The 22,669-nt window shown below is 68.7% G+C and carries 26 protein-coding genes; 16 read left to right on the top strand and 10 right to left on the bottom strand.

The genetic code is table 11. The features are described from left to right. Nucleotides 1–25: 25 nt before the first annotated feature. The 3 genes from JOE46_RS04015 to JOE46_RS04005 all read left to right on the top strand — a co-directional run bounded on the left by JOE46_RS04015 (nt 26) and on the right by JOE46_RS04005 (nt 1,834). Nucleotides 26–907: a Ku protein gene (locus JOE46_RS04015; protein ID WP_209926321.1), complete on the top strand. Its 882-nt coding sequence runs from the start codon at nt 26–28 to the stop codon at nt 905–907. A gap of 89 nt (nt 908–996) precedes the next feature. Beyond that, the gene (locus JOE46_RS04010; protein WP_097209838.1) at nt 997–1,431 is read left to right on the top strand and encodes an SRPBCC family protein; all 435 of its coding nucleotides are present in this window, start codon (nt 997–999) and stop codon (nt 1,429–1,431) included. Further along, nucleotides 1,412–1,834 carry a MarR family winged helix-turn-helix transcriptional regulator gene (locus JOE46_RS04005; RefSeq protein WP_209926312.1) on the top strand — a complete coding sequence of 141 codons (423 nt, stop codon included), beginning with the start codon at nt 1,412–1,414 and terminating at the stop codon, nt 1,832–1,834. Before JOE46_RS04010 ends, JOE46_RS04005 begins: the two co-directional genes overlap by 20 nt. Nucleotides 1,835–1,845: 11 nt before the next feature. Here the strand turns inward: JOE46_RS04005 and JOE46_RS04000 are convergent, their stop codons facing one another. Both JOE46_RS04000 and JOE46_RS03995 read right to left on the bottom strand, forming a co-directional pair. Continuing rightward, entirely contained in the window at nt 1,846–2,313 is a 468-nt protein-coding gene (locus tag JOE46_RS04000; protein ID WP_209926311.1) for a DUF4334 domain-containing protein, read from the bottom strand. Between the two features lie 46 nt (nt 2,314–2,359). Beyond that, nucleotides 2,360–3,457, bottom strand: a complete 1,098-nt coding sequence (locus JOE46_RS03995) for an NAD(P)-dependent alcohol dehydrogenase (protein WP_307861341.1) — start codon at nt 3,455–3,457, stop codon at nt 2,360–2,362. A 186-nt stretch (nt 3,458–3,643) separates the two neighbouring features. On the opposite strand from JOE46_RS03995, the gene JOE46_RS03990 reads away from it, so the two are divergent. From JOE46_RS03990 to JOE46_RS03965, 6 genes are all read left to right on the top strand, one after another. Beyond that, complete coding sequence (locus JOE46_RS03990; protein ID WP_097209841.1) at nt 3,644–3,877, top strand: hypothetical protein; 234 nt, start codon at nt 3,644–3,646, stop codon at nt 3,875–3,877. 3 nt (nt 3,878–3,880) lie between these two features. Continuing rightward, nucleotides 3,881–5,638, top strand: coding sequence for a fumarate reductase (quinol) flavoprotein subunit (gene frdA / locus JOE46_RS03985; protein WP_209926310.1), 1,758 nt, complete (start codon nt 3,881–3,883; stop codon nt 5,636–5,638). A gap of 3 nt (nt 5,639–5,641) precedes the next feature. Continuing rightward, on the top strand, nt 5,642–6,391 hold the full coding sequence (gene sdhB / locus JOE46_RS03980) for a succinate dehydrogenase iron-sulfur subunit (RefSeq protein WP_097209843.1): 750 nt from the start codon (nt 5,642–5,644) through the stop codon (nt 6,389–6,391). Further along, the gene (locus tag JOE46_RS03975) at nt 6,388–6,798 is read left to right on the top strand and encodes a fumarate reductase subunit C (protein WP_097209844.1); all 411 of its coding nucleotides are present in this window, start codon (nt 6,388–6,390) and stop codon (nt 6,796–6,798) included. Before sdhB ends, JOE46_RS03975 begins: the two co-directional genes overlap by 4 nt. Further along, nucleotides 6,795–7,178 carry a fumarate reductase subunit FrdD gene (gene frdD, locus JOE46_RS03970; RefSeq protein WP_209926309.1) on the top strand — a complete coding sequence of 128 codons (384 nt, stop codon included), beginning with the start codon at nt 6,795–6,797 and terminating at the stop codon, nt 7,176–7,178. The genes JOE46_RS03975 and frdD overlap by 4 nt, the downstream gene beginning before the upstream one ends. Nucleotides 7,179–7,446: 268 nt before the next feature. After that, nucleotides 7,447–7,800: a hypothetical protein gene (locus JOE46_RS03965; RefSeq protein WP_245220920.1), complete on the top strand. Its 354-nt coding sequence runs from the start codon at nt 7,447–7,449 to the stop codon at nt 7,798–7,800. Nucleotides 7,801–7,871: 71 nt separating this feature from the next. Here the strand turns inward: JOE46_RS03965 and JOE46_RS03960 are convergent, their stop codons facing one another. From JOE46_RS03960 to JOE46_RS03930, 7 genes are all read right to left on the bottom strand, one after another. Next, nucleotides 7,872–8,291 carry a metal-sulfur cluster assembly factor gene (locus JOE46_RS03960; RefSeq protein WP_097209846.1) on the bottom strand — a complete coding sequence of 140 codons (420 nt, stop codon included), beginning with the start codon at nt 8,289–8,291 and terminating at the stop codon, nt 7,872–7,874. Beyond that, nucleotides 8,288–8,797: a Fe-S cluster assembly sulfur transfer protein SufU gene (gene sufU / locus JOE46_RS03955; protein ID WP_097209847.1), complete on the bottom strand. Its 510-nt coding sequence runs from the start codon at nt 8,795–8,797 to the stop codon at nt 8,288–8,290. Before sufU ends, JOE46_RS03960 begins: the two co-directional genes overlap by 4 nt. Before the next feature lie 2 nt (nt 8,798–8,799). After that, nucleotides 8,800–10,095: a cysteine desulfurase gene (locus JOE46_RS03950; RefSeq protein WP_097209848.1), complete on the bottom strand. Its 1,296-nt coding sequence runs from the start codon at nt 10,093–10,095 to the stop codon at nt 8,800–8,802. 4 nt (nt 10,096–10,099) lie between these two features. Then, on the bottom strand, nt 10,100–10,891 hold the full coding sequence (gene sufC, locus JOE46_RS03945; protein ID WP_097209849.1) for a Fe-S cluster assembly ATPase SufC: 792 nt from the start codon (nt 10,889–10,891) through the stop codon (nt 10,100–10,102). 35 nt (nt 10,892–10,926) lie between these two features. Continuing rightward, nucleotides 10,927–12,126: a Fe-S cluster assembly protein SufD gene (sufD, locus tag JOE46_RS03940; RefSeq protein ID WP_077041546.1), complete on the bottom strand. Its 1,200-nt coding sequence runs from the start codon at nt 12,124–12,126 to the stop codon at nt 10,927–10,929. Beyond that, nucleotides 12,126–13,583, bottom strand: coding sequence for a Fe-S cluster assembly protein SufB (gene sufB / locus JOE46_RS03935; protein ID WP_097209850.1), 1,458 nt, complete (start codon nt 13,581–13,583; stop codon nt 12,126–12,128). The genes sufD and sufB overlap by 1 nt, the downstream gene beginning before the upstream one ends. Nucleotides 13,584–13,645: 62 nt before the next feature. Then, a complete protein-coding gene (locus JOE46_RS03930; protein WP_374102880.1) occupies nt 13,646–14,419 on the bottom strand; it encodes a helix-turn-helix transcriptional regulator in 774 nt (257 codons plus the stop codon). A gap of 73 nt (nt 14,420–14,492) precedes the next feature. Here JOE46_RS03930 and mptB point away from each other — a divergent pair, with 73 nt between their 5' ends. The 6 genes from mptB to JOE46_RS03900 all read left to right on the top strand — a co-directional run bounded on the left by mptB (nt 14,493) and on the right by JOE46_RS03900 (nt 20,991). Further along, nucleotides 14,493–16,259 carry a polyprenol phosphomannose-dependent alpha 1,6 mannosyltransferase MptB gene (gene mptB / locus JOE46_RS03925; protein ID WP_179800408.1) on the top strand — a complete coding sequence of 589 codons (1,767 nt, stop codon included), beginning with the start codon at nt 14,493–14,495 and terminating at the stop codon, nt 16,257–16,259. Next, complete coding sequence (locus JOE46_RS03920) at nt 16,256–17,200, top strand: ABC transporter ATP-binding protein (RefSeq protein WP_136909338.1); 945 nt, start codon at nt 16,256–16,258, stop codon at nt 17,198–17,200. The genes mptB and JOE46_RS03920 overlap by 4 nt, the downstream gene beginning before the upstream one ends. Beyond that, nucleotides 17,197–17,988 carry an ABC transporter permease gene (locus JOE46_RS03915; RefSeq protein ID WP_209926304.1) on the top strand — a complete coding sequence of 264 codons (792 nt, stop codon included), beginning with the start codon at nt 17,197–17,199 and terminating at the stop codon, nt 17,986–17,988. Before JOE46_RS03920 ends, JOE46_RS03915 begins: the two co-directional genes overlap by 4 nt. Nucleotides 17,989–18,074: 86 nt before the next feature. Continuing rightward, complete coding sequence (locus JOE46_RS03910) at nt 18,075–19,493, top strand: hypothetical protein (protein ID WP_209928945.1); 1,419 nt, start codon at nt 18,075–18,077, stop codon at nt 19,491–19,493. Nucleotides 19,494–19,556: 63 nt separating this feature from the next. Next, nucleotides 19,557–20,531 carry a heme A synthase gene (locus tag JOE46_RS03905; protein ID WP_209926302.1) on the top strand — a complete coding sequence of 325 codons (975 nt, stop codon included), beginning with the start codon at nt 19,557–19,559 and terminating at the stop codon, nt 20,529–20,531. A 52-nt stretch (nt 20,532–20,583) separates the two neighbouring features. Continuing rightward, the gene (locus JOE46_RS03900; protein WP_245220919.1) at nt 20,584–20,991 is read left to right on the top strand and encodes a hypothetical protein; all 408 of its coding nucleotides are present in this window, start codon (nt 20,584–20,586) and stop codon (nt 20,989–20,991) included. An 82-nt stretch (nt 20,992–21,073) separates the two neighbouring features. On the opposite strand, the gene JOE46_RS03895 is transcribed toward JOE46_RS03900, so the two are convergent. After that, nucleotides 21,074–21,439, bottom strand: coding sequence for a hypothetical protein (locus JOE46_RS03895; protein WP_097209856.1), 366 nt, complete (start codon nt 21,437–21,439; stop codon nt 21,074–21,076). 33 nt (nt 21,440–21,472) lie between these two features. On the opposite strand from JOE46_RS03895, the gene JOE46_RS03890 reads away from it, so the two are divergent. Further along, nucleotides 21,473–22,438, top strand: coding sequence for a quinone oxidoreductase (locus JOE46_RS03890; protein ID WP_097209857.1), 966 nt, complete (start codon nt 21,473–21,475; stop codon nt 22,436–22,438). Nucleotides 22,439–22,669 lie beyond the last annotated feature (231 nt).

Here is a 22,669-nt window from a genome sequence, read left to right as displayed (position 1 = left end):
CCGTCCTGTGCACCATCATGGTTTCATGCGGTCTATTTGGAAAGGCTCCATCGCGTTCGGGCTCGTGAACGTCCCGGTGAAGGTCTACACCGCGACCGAGGACCATGACATCAAGTTCCACCAGGTCCACGGCGCCGATGGCGGCCGTATCAAATACAACCGTGTCTGCCAGGAATGCGGCAAGACCATCCAGTTCGCCGACATCGACAAGGCGTATTCGTCCGAGGACGGGACGCAGGTGATCCTCACCGACGAGGACTTCGACGAGCTGCCCGCCGCCGAGAAGCACGAGATCCCGGTCCTACAGTTCGTGCCGTCCGAGCAGATCGATCCGATCCTGTTCGAGAAGAGCTACTACCTCGAGCCGGACTCCGCCTCCCCCAAGGCCTACCAGCTGCTCGCGTCCACACTGACCGAGAGCGACCGCACCGCGCTGGTGCACTTCACGCTGCGTCAGCGCACCCGGCTCGCCGCACTGCGGGTGCGCGAGGGCGTGCTGGTCATCCAGACCCTGCTCTGGCCCGACGAGGTGCGGGCCGCGGAGTTCGAGACCCTCGACAAGGCGGCCGCTCCGAGCGACAAGGAACTGACGATGGCAAAGTCGTTGGTGGAGTCGATGTCCGAGGACTTCGAGCCCGAGTCGTACACCGACGAGTACCAGATCCAGCTGCAGAAGATGCTCGACGAGGCGATCAAGAACGGCGGCAAGAAGGTCACCCCGCCGGAGGAGGTCGCCGCACACAAAGAGGACGCGGAGGTCGTGGACCTGGTCGCCGCCCTGCAACGCAGCGTCGATGCGGCGAAGTCGGGCAAGTCCGGCGAGGCTGCCCCGAAGACCGCGCCCGCGAAGAAGTCCGCGGCCAAGAAGGCACCCGCCAAGCGCTCCCCCACCCGCAAGACCGGCTGAACCGCCCCGCAGGATCGCGTCCCACTCCCGTGGACAGATAGTCTGCGCACAGATAGTCTTCACAAAGATCATCTACCGAGGAGCACACCATGTGGGAGTACGAACACAGCATCGACACCGCTGCCACCCCCGAGTCGATCTGGCGCCTGTGGGCTGACGTCGAGAACTGGGTCACCTGGAACGCCGATATCGAGCACATCGAGATCCGGGGCGACTTCGCCGACGGCACCGAGATCATCATGAAACCCGCAGGCGACGAACCGGTGCACCTGCGCCTTGCCGAGGTCACCGAGAACCGGTTGTTCGTGGACGAGGCCGAGATCGAGGGCCTGACCTTGCGCACCGCGCATCGCGCCGAGCCCCTCGCCGACGGCGGCACCCGGGTCACGTACCGGATGGAGGTCACCGGCGCCGGCGCCGACGTGGTCGGCCCCGAGATCGGGCCCGCGGTCACCGGCGACTGGCCCGACACCATGGCGACCCTCGTCGCGAAGGCACTCGATCATGCCGCTTCGGCCCGGTGAGAGCCCGGGGTTCCTGCTCTGGCACGCCACCCTGCGCTGGCAGCGTGGCACCGCCGAGGCGCTCGAACCCCTCGGGCTCACCCACGTCCAATTCGTCCTGCTGGCCTGCACCTGGTGGCTCAACACCCACGACGAGAACCCGAACCAACTCGCCGTGGCTCGCCAGGCGGGAACCGATGTGAAGATGACCTCGCAGGTATTGCGCACGCTGGAGAAGAAGGGACTGATCGAGCGCCACGTCGATCCCGCGGACACCCGAGCCAAGTTGCTGCGGGTCACCGACTCCGGCGCCGCACTGGCGCCGCGGGCGATCGAGGCGGTCGAGGAGGTCGACCGGCGGTTCTTCGAGCCGGTGGACCGCGGTGAGGCCACCGAGCTGCTGCGACGCCTCGCCCCGATGTGATGGAAGGCCGGCTATCCGGCCTGGTCCTTGACAAGGGCGAAGTAGAAATGCTCGCCGCCGTCGAGCACGTCCTTGCCGTTCATGATGCCCATCAGGGTCCGATCATCGACGCGCTTGAAGTGGTCGAACACCGGCATCCCGTCGTAGATCATCGTCGCGGTGCACTCGCCCCTGAACTCCACCATCCACAGGCTCGCCTCCCCCTTGCCCGCCGCCACGTCGGAGTAGAGCTCGCCGTCCGGCCCGCGGCACAGCAGCGGCTGTACATCGAATCGCGCTCCGAAGTTCTTGCCATACCACCCGGACCTGGCGAGCAACCTGCCCGTGCGATGCCCTGTCTCGAAGCCGCTGCCCCGCCATCTGCCCTCGAGCTCATCGATGTGCACGGTCGGCAGCGCCGCCCAGATGCCATCGAGATCGCGCGGATCGACGGGCACTTCACTCTCGAGCAGCTCCCGGAATCTGTGTGTGTCGGCCACGGCCTCTTCCTGTCTTCGGATGAATCGGTCGGTTGACTGCGGTAGTTCAGAACGTGAGCACCGGCTTGACCACGGCCCCGCTCGCCGCCGCCGCGAGCGCCGTCTCGATCTCCTCGAACGGGAAGGTCGTGATCATCTCCTCGAACGGAAAGCGCCCGGCCCGCCAGAGGTCGATGAGCTCGGGAATGAACGCCCGCGGGTCTACGTCGCCCTCGATGACACCGGTCACGCTGCGGCCCATCAACAGGCTCGACTGGTCGAGAAGCACCGGATTGCGTCGACCTCGCAGGCCCACGGTCGCGCAACTGCCCGGCGAACGCAGCGCGGCAACCGCCAGGTCCAGGACTTCCTCGCTGCTGACGGTGTCCACGCTGTGGTCCGCGCCGCCACCGGTCAGCCTGCGCAGCTCGCGGCCGAGCCCGGGGCCCGCGCTGTCCAGCGCCGCGGTGGCGCCGAGCGTGAGGGCCAGTGCCCGGCGGGCGGGCAGCGGATCGACCACGATGACGGTCGCGCATCCGATGGCGGCGGCCGCCAGGACCGACCCGAGCCCGACCGCACCGGCGCCGAAGACGACGACCGAGGAGCCCGGCTGGGGTCGCAACACCCGCATCAGCGCGCCCGCGCCGGTCTGGATGCTGCAGCCGAGGGGCCCGAGCAACGCCAGCGGGAGGTCGTCCGCGACCTTGACCGCACCCGCCTCGCCCACCACGGCGTGTGTCGCGAAGGAGGACTGACCGAACCACCCGCCGTGCACCTCCTCGGCTCCGGACCGCAGCGTGGTAGTGCCGTCCGGCCGGTACCCCGAGTAGTTGAGCGCGGCGAAACCCGCACAGTAGGCCGGGTGGCCCCCTTTGCAGTTCCGGCAGCTCCGACACGACGCGAAGCTCAGGACGACGTGATCACCGGGGCGGAGCGAGTCGACGCCCGGCCCGATCGACTCCACCACGCCCGATCCTTCGTGTCCGAGAACGGCAGGCAGCGGAAAGGGAATCCTCCCCGCGGCCGCCGTCAGATCGGTGTGACAGATGCCGACGCCGGCCATCCGCACCAGGATCTCCCGATCCCTCAGCGTGTCGGTCTGGATGTCACGGATCCGGGCGGGCTCGCCGTATCCGGACAGCACCGCGGCCCGGCGTCCAACCACCACACCCACCTCCACAGAGTTGAGAACTGCCGTTAACTTACGGGTCCGCACCGGGTCGATCCCAGCCAAATGAGCGTATCGTCCGATGTGAGATGGATCACACGGATCGCGTGGCGCCTGGCCCCGACTGTCCGGCCGAGGAGACCGATCGTCGTTGTGGCCACCTGCCAGGCAAGGAGGTGGGCGATGATCAGCACCAGTTCCCCCTTCACCGCGGAGCCGGCTCCGTGCGGACACGCCGTGGACGGGCGACGCCACCAGGAGAACGACGACGCGGGATTGCTCATCGACGACCGCGTCTACGCGTGCGGTTGCCGCGTGATCCGCCACGAGTATCACGACGGATCCGTGCGCATCAAGACGATTCGGCACGACGGCAAGGTCCTGGCGGATGAGCACAGCGGCAACCACGAGGCCTGAGCGATGACCGCATTCCACTCTGTCGTCATCGTCGGCGGCGGTGGCGCCGGACTGCGTGCGGCCATCTCGATCGCGGAATCCGACCCGAACCGCAGCGTTGCGATCGTGTCGAAGGTCTACCCGATGCGCAGCCACACCGTCTCCGCGGAGGGTGGCGCCGCCGCGGTCATCGCCCCGGACGACTCCCTCGACGAGCACGCCTATGACACCGTGTCCGGCAGCGATTGGCTCTGCGACCAGGACGCCGTCGAGGCATTCATCGACGAGGCACCGAAGGAGCTGCTCCGCCTGGAGCACTGGGGCTGCCCGTGGAGCAGACAACCGGACGGGCACATCGCCGTGCGCGCGTTCGGCGGGATGAAGAGGAAACGCACCTGGTTCGCCGCCGACAAGACCGGATTCCACCTGCTGCACACCCTCTTCCAGAAGGCGCTGTCCTACCCGGACGTCGTGCGCTACGACGAGTGGTTCGCCACCACGCTGCTCGTCGACGACGGGCGGGTGCGGGGCGTGGTGGCCATCGAGCTGTCCACCGGCCGGATCGAGACGATCGTCGCCGACGCCGTCATCGTGTGCACCGGGGGCTGCGGCAGGGTGTTCCCGTTCACCACCAACGCCACCATCAAGACCGGCGACGGGATGGCCCTGGCCTACCGGGCCGGGGCAGGTCTGAAGGACATGGAGTTCGTCCAGTACCACCCGACCGGATTGCCGTTCACCGGCATCCTCATCACGGAGGCCGTCCGGGCCGAGGGCGGCTGGCTGATCAACAAGGACGGGTATCGCTACCTCCAGGACTACGACCTCGGCACGCCCACGCCGGGACCGGTGCTGCGCAGCATGGAGCTGGGGCCGCGGGACCGGCTCTCCCAGGCCTTCGTGCACGAGCAGGAGAAGGGCAGGACGATCGACACGCCCGACGGACCGATCGTCCACCTGGACCTGCGTCATCTCGGCGCCGACGTCATCGACGCGAAGCTGCCGTTCGTCAGGGAACTGTGCGCGAGCTACCAGAACATCGACCCGGTCCACGAGCTGGTCCCGGTACGCCCGGTCGTGCACTACATGATGGGCGGGATCCACACCGACCTGCACGGAGCCACCGATCTGACCGGGCTGTACGCCGCGGGCGAGGTCGCCTGTGTCAGCATCAACGGCGCCAACCGTCTCGGTTCGAACTCGCTGCCGGAGCTGCTCGTCTTCGGCGCCCGTGCCGGAGAGGCCGCCACCGCATACGCTGCGGCGGCTCACACCGCCGGTCCCACCGCAGCGATCGAGGCGCAGGGACGCGACGAGCAACGTCGACTCGAACGCGAACTCGCTCGTCACGACGGCGCGGGCGGTCCAAGGCCCGACCGGATCGCCGACATCCGAACCGGGATGCAGGAGGCGATGGAGTCCGGCGCCGGCATCTACCGGGACCAGCGCACCCTGCGCACGGCGATCGATCGGATCCGCGAACTGAAGCAGCGCTACGCGGCCGCCGTCATCGATGATCACAGCCGGACGTTCAACACAGAACTGATCGCCACTCTCGAACTCTCGGGGATGTTGGACGTCGCCGAGTGCATCGTCGACAGCGCGCTGCGGCGCGAGGAGTCCAGAGGTGCCCACCAGCGCACCGACTTCCCGGACCGCGACGACGACAGATACCTGGCTCATTCACTGATCCACCGGCAACCGGATGGCGAGGCTCGGGTCTCGTATCTGCCGGTGACGATCACCCGCTGGCCCCCGGGGCAACGGGTATACGGGAGGTGAGCGATGGCCGACCACGACACCATCGCCGTCGAGGTCACGCGGTACCGGCCGGAGCAGGAGTCCGTGCCCGCGCCGCAGTGCTATCGGGTCCCACTGCGTAAGGAGTGGACCATCCTCGACGGACTCAACCACATCAAGGACCGGCTGGACGGCACGCTGTCCTACCGATGGTCCTGCCGGATGGGGATCTGCGGCAGCTGCGGCATGACGGTCAACGGCGAGCCGAAGCTGGCCTGTTCGACGTTCCTGACCGACTACGCCCCCGGATCGATTCGGGTCGAACCGATGCGGAACTTCCCGGTGATCCGCGACCTCGTCGTCGACATCAGCGACTTCATGGCCAAGCTGCCCAAGGTCAAGCCCTGGCTGATCCGCGCGGACCAGGACGAGCCAGAGGACGGCGAGTACCTGCAGACGCCCGAAGAAAAGGACGCGTACCAGCGCTACAGCATGTGCATCAACTGCATGCTCTGCTACTCGGCCTGCCCGGTGTACGCCCTCGAACCCACCTTCCTCGGGCCCGCGGTGATCGCACTCGGTCAGCGCTACAACCTGGATTCCCGCGACCAGGGCGCCGAGGACCGGCGCGATGTGCTGGCCTCGGCGGAGGGCGCGTGGGCCTGCACCCTCGTCGGCGAGTGCAGCGTGGCGTGCCCCAAGGGCGTCGACCCCGCAGGCGCGATCCAGCGCTACAAGCTGACCGCGGCGACCAGGTCGCTCAAGGAGTTCCTGCTACCCCGGGGTGCGCGATGACCGCCGAGGGTACCGGCATCGTTCCTGCGCGCCGGTACCGTCAGCCGGTGTCGCGGCTGTGGTGGCTGCGGCGCCGGTCCTACCTGCTGTTCGCGCTGCGCGAGCTGTCCTGCGTGTTCGTGGCGTGGTTCGTCGCGTTCACGCTGATGCTGGTCGTCGCGGTCGGCTCCGGCCCCGAGTCCTATCGGGACTTCCTCGACTGGAGTGCGCGCCCATGGGTGATCGCCCTCAACGTGATCGCGGCGGCGTTCGTGCTGCTGCACGCCGTGACCTGGTTCAACCTGGCCCCCAAGGCGATGGTGGTCCGGTTGGGCGGACGCCCCGTTCGGCCTGCCGCGGTGGTCGCCGCACATTACCTGCTGTGGATCGTGTGTTCGATCATCGCGGTGTGGGTGATCCTGCGATGACGACGGCACCGAATCCGACCGGGCGGGCCAACACCAGGCGGTCCCCCGAACCGATGTTCTGGCTGCTGTTCAGCGGGGGCGGGATGGCCGCCGCCCTGCTCGCTCCCGCCCTGCTGATCCTGTTCGGCGTCGCGATACCGCTCGGCTGGATCCAGGCGCCCGACCATCAACACCTGCACTCCGTGCTGCGCAACCCGATCACGGTGCTGGTGCTCATCGGGCTCTGCGTGCTCGCGCTGTTCCACGTGGCGCACCGCTTGCGGTTCCTGCTGCAGCACGGCCTGCGGCTCGGCGGGGCGCGGGGTCCGCTCGCGGTGTTGTGTTACGGCACCGCCGCGGTCGGCTCCGTCGTGGCCGCGTATCTGTTGATCACGGCGTGAGAGGCAATCCCGGGATGCTCGGCCCGAGTACTTCTGGACGCACGTAACGAATTGTCGGTTTCTCCCGATTTTCGTGTGTCGGCACTCCGAATCATCGCGGGGCTTTGACATGATCGGAAACGGTTAGTTTCAACAAACAGGGGAGATTATGTACATGAACGGCAACACCTTTCGACGCATAGCAACCGCTGCGGCGGTATCGGCCGGAATCGCGGGGGGCCTCGTCGCGGGCGCCGGATCGGCAGCGGCAGAAACACAGGTCATACCCATGAGCACATGCTTCGGCCTGAGCCCGTACATCGTCGACCAGCCGTACATCGCCAGCAGGGCATTCTTCTATCAGGACGGACCCGGCACCGGCAACCTCACCCTCGCCGACGTGTCGAGCCTCTGGTTCTTCGCCCCGCCCTATCTGTCGGACACCCGCCTCGACTGGCACAACAAGACCACCGGGGCCAGGGGCACTCTCACCGCGACCACGCCGATCGGTATGGGCAGCTCCGTCAACCTCCGTCTCAACAGCGGTCCCGGTGACGTCGAGATCACCAGGAGTGCGGTCAACCGGAATGCGCTGTGGAGCATCCCGACCACGTCCTGCACTGGTACGGTGCGCGTCAACTGATCCCCATGACCGCATGACAAAGGCGCCAGACCCGATCACTCGGGTCTGGCGCCTTCTCTGTCACGTTCGGATCAGACGGTGAAGCCGAGCGCCCGCAGCTGATCGCGGCCGTCCTCCGTGATCTTGTCCGGGCCCCACGGCGGCATCCAGACCCAGTTGATCTTCAAGTCGTTCACGAGGCCGCTCTTGACCAGGGCGCCGCGCGCCTGCTCCTCGATCACATCGGTCAGCGGGCAGGCCGCGGACGTCAGCGTCATGTCGACGATGGCGACATCCTCGGCGTCGACGCTGATGCCGTACACGAGGCCGAGATCGACCACGTTGATCCCCAGCTCGGGGTCGACGACGTCACGCATCGCCTCCTCGAGCTCGTCCACCACGGCCTGCTGGTCGGGGGTCAGCTCGATGACCGCCTGCTCATCGGCGGCGGGCGCGGACTCCTGCACGGCCTGGTCCTCGGTGGACTCGGTGTTTGCCTGGGTCTCGGTCATGATGACGATCCTCCGGTCTGGACCGGCACAGCGGTGCCGATGACATTCTTCGTGGGCGCAGCGTCGGCGCCGTCGACTATTTGAACAACGGCATCCTTGAATGCCATCCATCCCAGCAACGCGCACTTCACGCGGGCCGGGTACTTCGAGACGCCCGCGAACGCGATCCCGTCGCCGATCACGTCCTCGTCGCCCTCGATGTTGCCGCGGCTGGTGATCATCGCATCGAACGCGTCGACCGTCGCGAGCGCATCCCGCACGCTCAGCCCGACGACCTGATCGGTGAGCACCGAGGTCGAGGCCTGGCTGATCGAGCAGCCCTGCCCGTCGTACGAGATGTCCCCCACCCTGCCGTCGTCGGTCAGCGCGACCCGCAGCGTGACCTCGTCGCCACAGGTCGGGTTGACGTGGTGCACCTCGGCGCCGAACGGCTCCCGCAGCCCCCGCCCGTGCGGATGCTTGTAGTGATCCAGGATGACCTCCTGGTACATCTGCTCCATCCGCATGTCTACGAAGCCCCGTCGACCGAGTCGTCGGTAGCACCCGGCGAGGGGTGCGTACCGAAGAAGTCCTGCGCCCGACGGATGGCCGCCGCCAGCGCATACACCTCGTCGGCGGTGTTGTAGACGGCAAACGATGCGCGGGCGGTCGCCGCCACGCCGAAGTGGCGGTGCAGCGGCCAGGCGCAGTGATGGCCGACCCGGATCGCGATGCCCTCGTCGTCGAGGATCTGGCCGAGGTCGTGCGCGTGGATTCCGTCCACCACGAAGGACACCGCGCCGCCGCGGTTCTCGGGGGTGGTCGGACCGATGATCCGCACGCCCTCGATGGCCCCGAGCTGTTCGAGCGCCAGCGCCGTCAGCTCGTGTTCGTGCGCAGCAACGGAGTCCATGCCGAGCTCGTTCAGGTAGTGCACGGCCGCACCAAGCGCGACGACCTGCGAGGTCATCGGCACGCCGGCCTCGAAACGCTGCGGCGGGGCTGCGTAGGTGGTCGCCTCCATCGTGACGGTCTCGATCATCGAGCCGCCGGTGATGAACGGCGGCATCGACGCGAGCAGCTCGCGCTTGCCGTAGAGCACGCCGACGCCCGACGGCCCGAGCATCTTGTGCCCGGAGAACGCCGCGAAGTCCACGTCCAGCGCATGGAAGTCCACCGGCATGTGCGGCACCGACTGGCACGCGTCGAGCACGACCAGCGCGCCGACCGCCCTGGCCCGGCGGACCAGCTCGGCCACCGGCGCCACGGCTCCCGTCACGTTCGACTGGTGCGTGAACGACACGACCTTGACCGCGTCGGTCAGCTCCAGCGACTCCAGGTCGATGCGGCCGTCCTCGGTCACCCCGTACCAGCGCAGTGTCGCGCCGGTCCGACGGGCCAGCTCCTGCCACGGCACCAGGTTCGCGTGGTGCTCGAGCTCGGTGATGACGATCTCGTCGCCCGGGCGCAGGTGTCGCTCGAAGCGCTCGTCACCGAGCACATAGGTCACCAGGTTCAGCGACTCGGTGGCGTTCTTGGTGAACGTCAGCTCGTCGGCGTCGGCCCCGACGAAATCGGCGATCGCCGCGCGCGCACCCTCGTACGCGTCGGTCGCCTCCTCCGCGAGCTGGTGCGCCCCGCGGTGCACGGCCGCGTTGCAGGTGGTGAGGAACTCCCGCTCGGCATCGAGCACCTGGACGGGGCGCTGCGAGGTCGCCCCGGAATCCAGGTACACCAACGGTTTACCGTCGCGCACCGTACGGCCGAGGATCGGGAAGTCCTTCCGGATCCTGGTGATGTCGAGTTCCTTCACCGAGGTGGTCATGGAACTAGGCTCCTGTCGCTGCAGCCTGCGTGAATCGGACGTAGCCGTTCTCCTCGAGCTCATCGGCGAGCTCCGCGCCGCCGGACTCGACGATCTGGCCACCGACGAAAACGTGCACGAACTCCGGGGTGATGTACCGCAGGATGCGGGTGTAGTGCGTGATCAGCAGGACGCCGCCGTGCTCACGCTCCTTGTATCGGTTGACGCCCTCGGACACGATGCGCAGCGCATCCACGTCGAGGCCGGAGTCGGTCTCGTCGAGGATCGCGATCTTCGGCTTGAGCAGGCCCAGCTGAAGGATCTCGTGGCGCTTCTTCTCGCCGCCGGAGAAGCCCTCGTTGACGCTGCGCTCGCTGAACGACGGATCGATCTCGAGCTCGGTCAGGGACTCCTTGACCTCCTTGACCCAGTGCCGGAGCTTGGGGGCCTCGCCGCGGACCGCGGTCGCCGCGGTGCGCAGGAAGTTCGACATCGAGACGCCGGGCACCTCGACCGGGTACTGCATGGCGAGGAACAGGCCGGCGCGGGCCCGCTCGTCGACGCTCATCTCGAGCACGTTCTCACCGTTGAGGGTGATGCTGCCGGAGGTCACCACGTACTTGGGGTGGCCGGCGATGGCGTACGACAAGGTCGACTTGCCGGAGCCGTTCGGGCCCATGATCGCGTGGGTCTCCCCCGAGCGGACCGTGAGGTTCACGCCCTTGAGGATGTTGATCGGCTCGGCGTTCTCGTCGGTGGTGGCGACGTTGACGTGCAGGTCCTTGATTTCCAGAACCGAGTTTTCAGAGGTGGTCATTCAATGTTCCTTAGAGAAGTGTGGTGTCGGCGATCTCAGACGCCGACCGCGGCGAGCTCGACCTCGATGGCTGCTTCGAGGCGCTCGCGCACCTCCGGGACGGCAATGCGGTTGATGATCTCGTGGAAGAACCCACGGACCACCAGGCGACGGGCCTGGTCCTCCGGGATGCCCCGCGAACGCAGATAGAACAGCTGCTCGTCGTCGAATCGGCCGGTGGCGCTGGCGTGCCCCGCGCCGACGATCTCGCCGGTCTCGATCTCGAGGTTCGGCACCGAGTCGGCGCGGGCGCCGTCGGTGAGCACCAGGTTGCGGTTGAGCTCGAAGGTGTCGGTGCCCTCGGCCGCGGCGCGGATGAGCACGTCGCCCACCCAGACGGTGTGCGCGTCCGGCTTGCCGGAGTGCGGATCGCCCTGCAGCGCGCCCTTGTAAACGACATTCGACTTGCAGTGCGGCTGTGAGTGATCCACCAACAGGCGCTGCTCGAAGAACTGGCCCGCGTCGGCGAAGTACAAACCCAGCAGCTCGGCGTCGCCGCCGGGCCCGTCGTACTTCACGGTCGGGGTCAGCCGCACCAGATCGCCGCCAAGGCTCACCGAGGTGTACCGGAGGACGGCGTCGCGGCTGAGCCGCGAGTGGTGCGCCGCGACGTGCACGGCGTCATCGGCCCAGTCCTGCACCGCGACCACGGTCAGCTTGGCGCTGTCGCCGACGATGAACTCGACGTTCTCCGCGTAGGTGCCGCTGCCGCGCTGGTCGAGGACCACGGTGGCCTTCGCGAAGGCCTCGAGCCGAACCTGGATGTGGCCGTAGGCCACCTTGTCCACGCCGGGCCCGGTCACCACGATGTTGACGGCGTCGGCGACCTCATGCTCCTTGGCCACGGTGATCACCGTGGCCGACTCGAAGCCGGAGTACGCCTGCGCGGCGATGCGGTCGGCGGGCACACCGGCCTGCCCGAGACGGGCATCGTCACGGCCGACGGTCTCGACGCTGACACCCTCGACCGCCTGGACCTCGACGGTCGCGGCGCCGGAGCGGACCGCGGTTCCGTCGTGCAGGCCGCGCAGCCTGCGCAGCGGCGTGAAGCGCCACGCCTCGTCGCGTCCCGCGGGGACCTCGAAAGCGTTGACGTCGTATGAGGTGAACACCTCGCCCTTGTTGGTGGCGGGCACGATGTTCTCACCGGCGACGGCGGCCTTGACCCCGGTCGTCGCCTCGTTTGCGTTGGCCACTAACCCACGGCCCCTTCCATCTGCAGTTCGATCAGGCGGTTGAGCTCGAGGGCGTATTCCATCGGCAGCTCCTTGGCGATGGGCTCGACGAACCCGCGCACCACCATGGCCATTGCCTCGTCCTCGGTGAGGCCGCGGCTCATCAGGTAGAACAACTGGTCTTCGCTGACCTTCGAGACGGTCGCCTCGTGACCCATCGACACGTCGTCCTCGCGGATGTCCACGTAGGGGTAGGTGTCGGAACGGCTGATCTGGTCGACCAGCAGGGCGTCACACTTCACGGTCGACTTCGAGCCGTGCGCACCCTTGTTGACCTGGACCAGGCCGCGGTAGGAGGCGCGCCCGCCGCCGCGGGCCACCGACTTGCTGACGATGGTCGAGGACGTGTACGGCGCCAGGTGCAGCATCTTCGCACCGGTGTCCTGGTGCTGGCCCTCGCCCGCGAACGCGACCGAGAGGACCTCGCCGCGCGCGTGCTCGCCCATCATCCACACAGCCGGGTACTTCATGGTGACCTTGGATCCGATGTTGCCGTCGACCCACTCCATGGAACCGCCCGCGTCCACCTTGGTGCGCTTGGTCACCAGGTTGTAGACGTTGTTCGACCAGTTCTGGATGGTCGTGTAGCGGCAATGGCCGCCCTTCTTCACGATGATCTCGACGACCGCGGAGTGCAGCGAGTCGGACTTGTAGATCGGCGCGGTGCAACCCTCGACGTAGTGCACCGAGGCGCCCTCGTCGACGATGATCAGGGTGCGCTCGAACTGGCCCATGTTCTCGGTGTTGATCCGGAAGTAGGCCTGCAGCGGGATGTCGACGTGCACGCCCGGCGGCACGTAGATGAAGGAGCCGCCCGACCACACCGCGGTATTGAGCGCGGAGAACTTGTTGTCGCCGGCGGGGATCACCGAACCGAAGTACTCCTTGAACAGCTCCGGGTGCTGCTTGAGCCCGGTGTCCGTGTCGAGGAAGATCACGCCCTGCTTCTCGAGATCCTCACGGATCGAGTGGTAGACGACCTCGGACTCGTACTGCGCGGCGACACCGGCGACCAGGCGCTGCTTCTCCGCCTCGGGGATGCCGAGCCTGTCGTAGGTGTTCTTGATGTCCTCGGGCAGGTCCTCCCAGGACTCGGCCTGCTTCTCGCTCGAGCGCACGAAGTACTTGATGTTGTCGAAGTGGATGCCCTCGAGGTTGGAGCCCCAGTGCGGCATCGGCTTCTTGTCGAAGGTCTTGAGCGCCTTGAGCCGGATGTCGAGCATCCACTCGGGCTCGTTCTTCTTCGCGGAGATGTCCCGCACGACGGCCTCGGACAGCCCGCGCTGCGCGCTGGCGCCTGCCACGTCGGAATCAGACCAGCCGTAGCCGTAATGGCCGAGCGAGGCGATGGCCTCGTCCTGCGTCAGTGCAGGCGACTTCTCCGTGCTGCCGGATGCCTGATCTTGGGTGACTGTCATGCGAGCTCCTTCCGGAGTCTTGTTGCGTGCCGGTGCGGGCTGGGCATCGGCGTGGGTGGTGCTTACTTCGGGGATGCGTCTGGCGACGAGTCGGGCTCGTCCGGTGGGGCGATCGGTATGTGAGTGGTGCAGGCGCAGTCACCGTTGGCGATGGTCGCCAGGCGCTGCACATGGGTGCCGAGCAACTCGGCGAAGGCTTGCGTCTCCGCCTCGCACAGCTCAGGGAACTCCGAGGCGACGTGCGAGACCGGGCAGTGGTGCTGACATATCTGGACGCCGTTGCCAACCGGCCGGGTGGTGGCGGCGAAGCCGGCCGAGGTGAACGCGTCCGCGATGGCGTCGGCGGTGTCGGCCACCTCGCCGGGGGTGTGCGGGGCGACGGGATCGATGTCGGCGACGATCGTCTGGACCCGGCGGCGCGCGAACTCCACGATCGCCTCCTCACCGCCGACCTCGCGGAGGTGCCGCATGGCGGCGCCTGCGAGATCGTCGTAGGAGTGGCCGAGGCGCGAACGGCCCGCAGCGGTCAGCTGGAACTGCTTCGCCGGGCGCCCGCGACCCTTGTGCTGCCAGCTCGCGGCGTTCGAGGATCGCGCCTCGCCCGCATCGATCAGCGCCTCGAGGTGACGTCGGACACCCGCGGCGCTCAGACCGAGCTTCACTCCGATCTCGGGGGCCGTGATCGGGCCCTGCTCGAGGAGAAGCTGGACGACGGCGGCCCTGGTGTGCCCTTCGTGGCCCACAACGGTTGCGGTCGGGGCACCACTGAGCGCAGGCGGAACAGGTGCATGACCTGCGCCTTCACTGCGCGCGTCCCGAGCCGGTGCCGTTTTCACAACACAAGTGTGACGGAATTATCGGAGCTGGTCCACCAAGGGTGCCCTGTATTACACCGCTACGCTGCCCCATGTGCCGCAGACCGACGACGCACCGGACTCCGGTGACACCCCAAGCGCCGGCCCGGCGACCAGATTCCGCGAACGGGCGGTGACCCTCGCCAAGCGAGGGCTGGGAATCGACGGCCCCCACCACGGCTTCGAGGTCTCGAGCCTGCACGGCGACGAGGCGGAGGCACCCGGGCTCAACAAGCGCGAGACCGGTCAGCTCAAGGGGATCAGGCGCTTCGGTGCGACCGGGGCCGTGCTGATGGCGATCGGCGCGCTCGGTGCGGGCGCGCAGCCGGTGCTGCAGAACCCGGTGCAGGGCCTGCGGATCCTCGGACTGCCTGCGCGCCTCGGCGCGACCGCGCTCACGCTGACGATGACCGGCAGCGTGATGGTGGTGCTGGCGTGGCTGCTGCTCGGCCGGTTCGCGATCGGCCGCTACCGAGGGGAAGGCGCCGCGCCCCGGCGGCTGACCCGCTCCCAGCTGGACCGCACCCTGCTGCTGTGGGTGATCCCGCTGACGATCGCACCCCCGATGTTCAGCAAGGACGTCTACTCGTACCTGGCGCAGAGCGAGATCACCGCACGAGGACTGGACCCGTACGCAATCGGGCCCGCCCAGGCCCTCGGCGTCGACCACGTGCTGACCAGGACTGTCCCGACCATCTGGCGCGACACCCCCGCGCCGTACGGGCCGTTCTTCCTCTGGATCGGTCGCGGCATCTCCGCGGTCACCGGCGAGAACATCGTCGCAGGCATCTTCCTGCACCGGTTGCTCGCGCTCGCGGGCGTCGCGCTGATCGTCTGGGCACTCCCCCGGCTGGCGCGCCGATGCGGCGTCGCCAGCGTCACCGCGCTCTGGCTCGGCGCCGCCAACCCGCTTCTGCTGTTCCACCTGGTCGCGGGGATCCACAACGAGGCGCTGATGCTCGGCCTGATGCTGGCGGGCATGGAACTGGCGCTGCGCGCCGTCGAGAGCGCCGACCCGATCCGGTTCGACATCCGCGGCGCCACCGCGGGCGGCAGGAACCTGACGTATCTGCTGGCCGGGTCCGGCCTGATAGCGCTGTCGGCGACGGTCAAGATCCCGTCGCTGCTGGCACTCGGGTTCCTCGGCATGGCGCTGGCGCGGCGCTGGGGTGGCACCGTCCGATCCGTGCTGGCGGCCGCCGGACTGCTGATGGCGGTGACCGCGGTGGTCATCCTGGTGGTGAGCCTGGCCAGCGGCCTCGGCTTCGGCTGGCTCTCCCCGGACACCCTCGGCACCGCGAACGAGGTGCGCAGCTGGATGTCGCTGCCGACACTGCTCGGCCTCGGCACCGGCCTGGCGGGCGTGTTCCTCGGACTGGGCGACCACACCACCGCCGTCCTCAACCTGACCCGGCCGATCGCCTCCCTCGCCGCGGCCTTCGTCGCGCTGCGCATGCTGGTCGCCGTGCTCGTCGGGCGCGTGCACCCGGTGGGCGCGCTCGGCGTCTCCCTCGGCGTCCTGGTGCTGCTCTTCCCCGTGGTCCAGCCCTGGTACCTGCTGTGGGCGGTCATCCCGCTGGCCGCGTGGGCGACCCGGCCGGTCTTCCGCATCCCGGCGATCGTCTTCTCGTCGGCGGTGAGTCTGATCGTGATGCCCAACGGCGGCGAGTACCAGCCGTTCATGATCGTCCAGGCCGCCGTCGCCACCATCCTCGTGGTGGGACTGGCGATGTTCCTGACCCGAGACCGGCTGCCCTGGCGGGCCGGGACCGGGGCACCGAACGGCCGCGGATCGAGCGCCGAATACGCTGAGGCCCCGTGAGCTCTTCCGCGTCCGACACGGCGCATCCGGTTCTTCGGCTCGATGGCGTGGTCAAGTCCTTCGGCAGCGTCACCGCCGTCGACGGCCTCGATCTGTCCCTGCACCGCGGCGAGGTGCTGGCACTGCTCGGCCCCAACGGCGCGGGCAAGACCACGACCGTGGAGATGTGCGAGGGCTTCCTGAGCCCCGACAGCGGCACCGTCCGCGTGTTCGGCCTCGACCCGATCGCCGATTCCGGAGCGGTCCGGGCGCGCGTCGGCGTCATGCTGCAGGGCGGCGGCGCCTACCCGGGGTCCCGGGCGGGCGAGATGCTGGACCTGGTGGCGGCGTACTCGGCCGATCCGCTGGACCCGGCATGGCTGCTGCGGACCCTCGGCCTCACCGACGCCGCCCGCACCCCGTACCGCCGGCTCTCCGGTGGACAGCAGCAGCGCCTCGCGCTGGCCTGCGCGCTCGTCGGACGGCCCGAGCTGGTGTTCCTCGACGAACCGACCGCGGGTCTCGATGCCCAGGCCAGGCTGCTGGTCTGGGAGCTCATCGACGCGCTGCGCCGCGACGGCGTCGCCGTGCTGCTGACCACGCACCTGATGGACGAGGCGGAGGCGCTGGCCGACCGCCTGATCATCATCGACCACGGCCGGATCGTCGCCGAGGGCACACCGACGGAGCTGACGCGACACGGTTCGGCCGGACAACTCCGGTTCCTCGCGCCCGAGAACCTGGACCTGAGTGGGCTGCGCGCCGCCCTGCCCACCGGATTCACCCCACGGGAGGTCTCCCCCGGGTCGTATCTGGTCGAGGGCATCGTCGACCCGAAGGTGCTGGCGACGGTGACCGCGTGGTGCGCCGAGCTCGATGTGCTCGCCACCGAACTGCGGGTCGATCAGCGCAGGCTCGAGGATGTCTTCCTCGACCTCACCGGACGGGATCTGAGGGGATGAACGTGCAAGACCGGCTCGCCGACAACAGGTTCGAGGCGGGGACCTTCACCCCCGATCCCAGGCCGAGCGCCGCGCTGCCCATGCTGGCGGCCCAGACCCGGCTCGAGCTCACCCTGCTGCTGCGCAACGGTGAACAACTGCTGCTCACCATGTTCATCCCGATCACCCTCCTGATCGGGCTGTGTCTGCTCCCGATCGGCGACCTCGGCGACCCCCGCGTCGACACCGTCCTGCCCGCCGTGATGATGGTGGCGATCATGTCCACCGCGTTCACCGGGCAGGCCATCGCCGTCGGTTTCGATCGGCGCTACGGCGCGCTCAAGCGGCTCGGTGCGACCCCCCTGCCGCGCTGGGGAATCATCGTGGGCAAGAGCGCCGCGGTCATCATCGTGGTCGCCATGCAATCGGTCCTCCTCGGTGGCATCGCCTTCGCGCTCGGCTGGCGACTCGAGCCGACCGGCCTGCTGCTGGGCGCGCTCATCATCGCGCTCGGGACCATCACATTCGCCTCGCTCGGGCTGTTGCTCGGCGGCACCCTGCGGGCCGAGATCGTGCTCGCGCTGGCGAACGTCCTCTGGTTCGTGATGGCGGGCATCGGCTCCGTCGTGTTCTCCGATGACATCCCAGGACCGCTGCACACGGCGGCCCGGCTGATCCCGTCCGGCGCCCTCGCCGAGGCCCTGCAACAGGCGATCGGCGGCTCGCTCGACCTGTTCGCGGTCGCGGTGCTCGTGGTGTGGGGTTCCGTCGCCGCATGGCTGGCGACCCGATACTTCAAGTTCACCTAATACGGATCGTTCCAAAACGTATTCATTTCCGCCGCGAAGCGGCAATATGCGAAGCCGTGCCGAAAACACTCCGCGCCCTCGCCTGCATGGCCGCCGTCTCCGCGATCACCTTCGGCGGCGGACTCGCCTCAGCCCAGCCCACATGGGGCCCGCTCGCACCGCCCAACCCGTTCCTCGGACCTATGGGCACCTCGACGATGCACGGCGACGCCGGGTCCTCGGACGCGACACCGCTGGACGGTCCCGGCGCCGGAGCCGTCGGGGTGACCTCGTACCCGCTCCTGGCCGCGTGCCCGACCGTGCTGCAGGGCTCCGACGGACTGGTGGTCGCGCTGTGCACCTCGGTCCTCGGCCAGGACCCGACCGTGCACCTGATCGATCCCGCCGCGCCGGCGGCGCCGGTGGGCGGATCGCTCGCCCAGCTCAAGCTGGCCAAGGGCAGCCTGCTCGGCGGGGTGTACGCATTCCTGGACAACCAGAACCGGCTGGTCGCGGTCGACGGTGACCGCAAGCTCCAGCGGGTCGGCCACGCGAACAACGCGCTGTTCATCGACTCGACCGTCGACCTGTCCGGGGCCATCCCGGACGGCGACGCGGTGACGGGCCTCGCGCCGGACTGGCAGGGCAACGTCTGGTTCGCGACTGGCGGCGGGGTGATCGGCTCCGTCGATGCGGCGGGCGTCGCGAAGACCGTCGCGGTCCCGGCAGGCGAGCAGGTGCAGAACAGCATCTCCACCTCCCCTGCGGGCACCTCGGTGGCCACCACCCACGCCCTGTACCAGCTGAGCCTCGCCGCCGACGGCACCCCGAAGATCGATTGGCGCCGTGAGTACGACCGGGGATCGGCCCGCAAACCCGGGCAGCTGAGCTGGGGCACCGGGTCCACCCCCACCTATTTCGGTCCCACCAACGGCTACGAGTACGTCGCGATCGTCGACAGCGCCGACACCCGGGTGAACCTGCTGGTGCACCGCACCGACACCGGGCAGGAGGTCTGCAAGATCCCGGTGCTCGGCGCGGGCGGACCCGGCAGCGAGAACTCCCCGATCGGCGTTGGCAACTCCGTCTTCATCGCGGGCACCTACGGCTACCCGTACCCGAAGGTGCCCGAGGGCGCCGGACCGGCCGTGCCCGCGACCGCCCCGTTCACCGGCGGCATGACCCGCGTCGACCTCGACGGGGCCGGCTGCCATCAGGTGTGGGACAACGCGTTACGCAGCTCCGCGGTGCCGCACCTGTCGACGGCGGACGGTCACCTCTACACGGTGCTGCGGGACGGAACCGGCGGCCCCCTCGACGGCTATGCGTTCGCCGCCATCGACCCGAACACCGGCTCGATCCTGAAGCGCACCGGGCTCCCCGGCACCACGGCGAACGACACCCTGCAGATGTCGGCGCTGATCACCGCGCAGGGCGACTACCTGCAGGGCACCATCACCGGCATGCTCAAGGTCGGTGCGAACGGTTCCGGCAGCCTCGGTAGTTCGGGGAGCTCCGGAAGCTGAGGTCCCGGGGCGCGGCCAGCCCCAACGACGCTCTGTAGTTGACGGGCATCTACCATCGGTGGCGTGCTGTATCGAGGGTTCCTGAGCCTGGTCAACCGTCTGCCGCTCCCCTCTTTGGCGGTGCAGAAATGGATCGCCGTCGCGGTGATCCTGTCCCAGGGCGGTATCGCCGTGACCGGCGCCGTGGTCCGGGTGACCGCGTCGGGCCTCGGCTGCACCACCTGGCCGCAGTGCCATCCCGGCAGCTTCGTGCCCACCGGGACCGCCACCGCGCCGTGGTTCCACCAGGCCATCGAGTTCGGCAACCGGCTGCTGTCGTTCCTGGTGGTGGCGACGGCGGCGGCGGTGGTGCTCGCGGTGACCCGCGCGGCCCGCCGCCGTGAGGTGCTCGCCTACGCCTGGCTGATGCCGCTCTCGACCGTCGCGCAGGCGGTGATCGGCGGCATCACCGTGCTCACCGGCCTGTTGTGGTGGACCGTCGCGGTGCACCTGCTGGTGTCGATGGCGATGGTGTGGCTGTCGGTGATCCTGTACCACAAGATCGACCAGCCCGACGACGGCGTCGAGGTCATCACCGTGCCGAAGCAGCTGCGCTGGCTGACCGCACTGTCCGGCGTCGCGCTGGCCGGGACGCTGGTCGCGGGCACCATGGTGACGGGCGCGGGACCGCACGCGGGCGACAAGAACCCCGAGCGCACGGTCGAGCGCCTGAACCTCGACATCACCAACCTGGTGCACCTGCACGCCGAACTGCTGGTCGCCTACCTCGCGCTGCTGGTGGGTCTCGGCTTCGGGCTGTACGCGGTCGGAGCCAGGGCTGCGGTGAAGCTTCGACTCAAGGTCGTCGTGGGCGTGGTGGGGGCGCAGGCCTGCGTCGGCTTGGTCCAGTTCTGGACCGATGTCCCCGCCGCCCTGGTGACGGTGCACGTCGCGCTGGCGGCCGCCTGCACGGCCGCCACCGCCGCGCTGTACGCCGCCGGTCGGGTTCGCGAGGTCGCCCCGGCCGAGTTGGAGCCCATGAAGTCGGGAATCCGGTGATCACGGCCGAAGAAACGGCCGATCTGGTGGAGCGCGGGTACCGTCAATCCGCATGACCCGATCCAGAACAGTGAAGCGTGTCGCCATCGCCGCAGCCCTGTCCTTCTCGACCGTCGGTCTGCTGGCGGTGGGTCCCGCGGCAGCTGCGCCGAGCACCATTCCGTTCCAGCTAGATCCCTTTATCCCGCTGGTCGAGCTACCCACTCCCAGGCTCGCCGCGACTGTGGGCGAACAACCGGGCGTGGCCACCTTGAGTGTGCTCAGAACTCCCGGAAGCGGAAACCCGCACAGTGCGGTTGTCCACTGGGTCAGTCTCGCCACCGGCGCGTCAGGGTCCGCGTCGTTTCCGACATTGAACGCTGCGCCCGTGACCATCCATCCGGGCGCTGGTCAGGTAGTTGCGTTGGTCGACCCACAGGCGATCGCGTCACCAGGCTTCGGGACCTTCTTCGTTCCCTGATTCGGCATGGGGAGAGAAACACGTCCTCGACGAATGCGGGCCCCGGTCCATGACCGGGGCCCGCATTCGTTGCCGGTCTTGCTCAGCCGAGACCGTTGCGGGCCTTCGGGAAGCGGGTCTGGTTCGCCACCCAACCGGCCATCTTCCGCCAGTGACCGACACGCGGGGTGACGATGCTGGTGATCGCGCGCTCCCACTCGGAGACGGTGACGTTGTCGACCGCGGCAACCACGGCGTTCGCCGTCGCGAGGTCGTCGACGACCTGATCGCCGAGGACGCCGTCGGCGCCGACGAGGGTGATCCGGACGCCGTCGAGGCCGACCGGCTGGATCACCGCCGAGGCCGAACCGCCGTGCTCGGCAACGAACTTCTTCACCGCGGCGACGGTCCGCGGGGGCAGCGATACGGCCGGGGCGCTCGCGCCGGAGTCCTGGGTGTCCACAGTCATGGCGTCAGAATACTGGAGAGTAGAAATAGGGGCATGCGCGCAATCACCGTGACCGAGTTCGGCGGCCCCGAGGTACTCCGAATGTCCGAGATCCCCGACCCGGCACCGGGCGCCGCGGACCTGCTGGTTCGCACGGACGCGATCGGCGTGAACTACATCGACACCTACTACCGGACCGGCGCCTACGCCGTGGACCTGCCGTACGTCCCCGGACTCGAGGGCAGCGGCGTCGTCGAGGCGGTGGGCTCCGACGTCACCGGCGTCCGCGCCGGCGACCGGGTGGCGTGGTCCTCGGCGCCTGGCAGCTACGCGGAGAGGGTCGTGGTGCCCGCCGCGGTGGCGGTGCCGGTGCCGGAGGGCGTCGGCGCCCCCGAGGCCGCCTCGGTGCTCCTGCAGGGCATGACGGCGCACTACCTGATGAACTCGGTGTACTACGTCGAGCCCGGCGACACCGTGCTCGTGCACGCGGGCGCGGGCGGGGTCGGCCTGGTGCTGACGCAGCTCGCGGTCGCCAGGGGCGCGCGCGTGATCACCACCGTGTCCTCGGACGAGAAGGAACTGCTGTCCCGGGAGGCAGGCGCGGCGGAGGTGCTGCGCTACTCCGACGACCTCGCGCAGCAGGTCCGGGCGCTCACCGACGGCGAGGGCGTGGCTGCGGCGTTCGACGGCGTCGGCGCCGACACCTTCGAGGCCAGCCTCGCGTCGGTTCGGATCCGGGGCACGCTCGCCCTGTTCGGGGCCGCCAGCGGGCCGGTGCCGCCGTTCGATCCGCAGCGGCTCAACCCGGCGGGCTCGGTGTTCCTGACCCGACCCACCCTCGCGCACTACACCCGCGACCGCGACGAGCTGCTGTGGCGCTCGGGCGAGGTGTTCGAGGCGATCAGGGACGGCTCGCTGAAGATCCGGGTCGGCGCGCAGTACCCGCTCGACGAGGCCGAGCAGGCACACCGCGATCTGCAGGGCCGCCGCACCACCGGCTCGATCGTGCTGGTCCCCTAGGCGCGCCGGCCGCACAACCCAGGCGGCGCCAGCGGTCGGCGCACACCTTGTGACAACGTCGCGCCCCCTTTGTGCCCGCAGTGTGTATGCGTCCTTGCCAGAAGGTGTGCGCGCAGGGGTGTGGCCCGGGCACGCGCGGCCTCGCAATCTCCTTACGACGTAAAGCAGCGATCCCTTACGTCGTAAAGAGATACGGCCAGTGTGCGTATGTGCAGTTCAGGGCGATTCCGC

The organism is Rhodococcus sp. PvR099 (genome assembly GCF_017833315.1).
Classification (GTDB): Bacteria; Actinomycetota; Actinomycetes; order Mycobacteriales; family Mycobacteriaceae; genus Rhodococcus_G; species Rhodococcus_G oryzae.
The sequence above is the reverse complement of the archived record's forward strand: the minus strand, read 5'-3'. Positions and strand labels throughout refer to the sequence as shown.